The sequence below is a fragment of the Pedobacter sp. genome, from assembly GCF_045628745.1.
Lineage (GTDB): Bacteria > Bacteroidota > Bacteroidia > Sphingobacteriales > Sphingobacteriaceae > Pedobacter.
The window spans coordinates 1-1873 of sequence record NZ_JAZQPU010000233.1 but is presented as its reverse complement, the minus strand read 5'-3'; the positions used below and the strand labels follow the sequence as shown (position 1 = coordinate 1873).

Sequence of the window (1873 nt, the reverse complement as noted above, 5' to 3'; positions counted from 1 at the left end):
TTCTCTTTCACTATTCCATCTTCAACAGCGCTTTTAACAGCTGCCTCCGCAAGCGGATAATTCGAAAAAAGAGCAAGTAAAAGCATCAGCTTACTTTTACTCATCATTTTACCTTTGTAAATTTTCTTCATATTAATGGTTTTTTGGTATGAAATTGTTGACAAAAATTATACGTGTACGTACCCGATAAGTAAAACACCTTCCCTTGTTTTTTAAACTTAACTTTATTAAACAAGCAATTTTATTCGCTAAATCATTACGGTAACGTACACGAAAATACAAAACATTTGATGTAAACAAAATATTTGGAAATAAAATTTAATTTTATTTAGCGTTCATCATATTAGAGAATGCCGTTCAAGCAGAGATTTAATTCTGGTAATACAAATAGTTTTCTTTGGTTAAGATATCTATAGGCATGTAAAAAGTCTTATCAATATCTGCTGCATGCACCAGGAAATTGTATAAAGTCATGATACCTCTATACCCTTGCTCTTTTGGCTTTTGACTAATAAGGAATTCTATCGTTTCCTTTTTTAAATAGTCAACATTGTCTTCTTGATAGTCATACCCTACCAATTTGATTTCCTTCATAGCTGATTCCTCTAAAAAGCGGGCAACTGATGCCACTCTTGAGTTGGTCACAAAAATAGCTTTAACCTTATTCTTACTCAGCATTTTCGTCAATTCTAATTTAATAGAGAGATAGTCTGTAGCCCTGATGTCTAATTTTAAGATAGGGTTAGGAAGCTGATGGCTTTTAAAATAAGCTTTAAAGCCTTCTTCTTTGCGAATTAAATGGTGAAGGTTATCAATCTCTTTGGAGATATTTACAATTAAGATCTGATCTTTGTCTGATACCAGATAGTTAACGAGGTGTGCGCCCAGTGATCCACTATGTTTTAAATTTGGCCCGATATAACACAAGCTATTATGGTCGGGAATATCAGAATTGATGAATACGTATGGAATAGCTAACTGTTTGCAGGTATCAGCAAATAGCCTTGATTCTTCCATAAACATTGGAGCAAGTAATATTCCATCTGGTTTATGTTTTAAGGCCAGCTCACTCTGGACCTCAAATGATTTTTTATCATTCTGATCGAAAAAATAGTGCTCAATTTGAATTCCATAAGGCTTTACTTCAATTTCCGCTTCTTTAATGCCAGATAAAGGGGCATCCCAGTATGCAGTTTCTTCAGAGGAGAAAGGAATCAACACAGCAATAAGGAGTGATTTTTTGGAAGCCAGCCGCCTTGCCAGGATGTTAGGTTGGTAATTGAGTTCCTTTACAAGGTCTAGTATTTTGGCCTTAGTCTTCATGGAAACACCTGTACGGTTGTTTAGCACCCTATCTACTGTTCCAATGGATACATTTGCCCTTCTAGCAATTTCCTTAACACCAACTAACTCCTGCTCCTGCTTTTCTATCATGTTTTATTGCATAACGTGTACGTAACCGAAAATAAGCACAATAAATGTAACATCAAAGTGAGAAATAAATTAATCTTTTAATTGAACCTGCATCATCAGTTTCCAGCGATGTTTAAACTAGGCTACAAATAGACAAAACCGTAAGTTATTAAGGTTAATTTTCTTTGGGCAGGTTAAAATAGAATCTCGATCCAATACCTAGTTCACTTTTAACCCATATCTCACCACCATGACTTTTAATAATTTCTGCAGCAAGATAAAGGCCTAAACCAAAACCTGACTTTGTACTGTCCTGGCCATAATCAATTTTAAAATAGCGGTCAAATAATTGCTCCTGATCTTGAGGTTTCATTCCTACGCCATTATCTTCTACACAAACCTGAACCATCCCATTAATTTCATTGCCATGTATTTCAATTACTTTATTGTTAGGCGTATG

The 1873-nt window shown here is 34.9% G+C and carries 2 protein-coding genes; both read right to left on the bottom strand.

Going from position 1 to position 1873, the window contains the following annotated elements:
- Positions 1–369: 369 nt before the first annotated feature.
- Complete coding sequence (locus ACR2F7_RS08815) at positions 370–1434, bottom strand: LacI family DNA-binding transcriptional regulator (protein ID WP_432713209.1); 1065 nt, start codon at positions 1432–1434, stop codon at positions 370–372.
- A 154-nt stretch (positions 1435–1588) separates the two neighbouring features.
- Positions 1589–1873 (bottom strand): sensor histidine kinase (locus ACR2F7_RS08810; protein ID WP_432713208.1); only part of this gene is annotated, 285 nt, incomplete at its 5' end.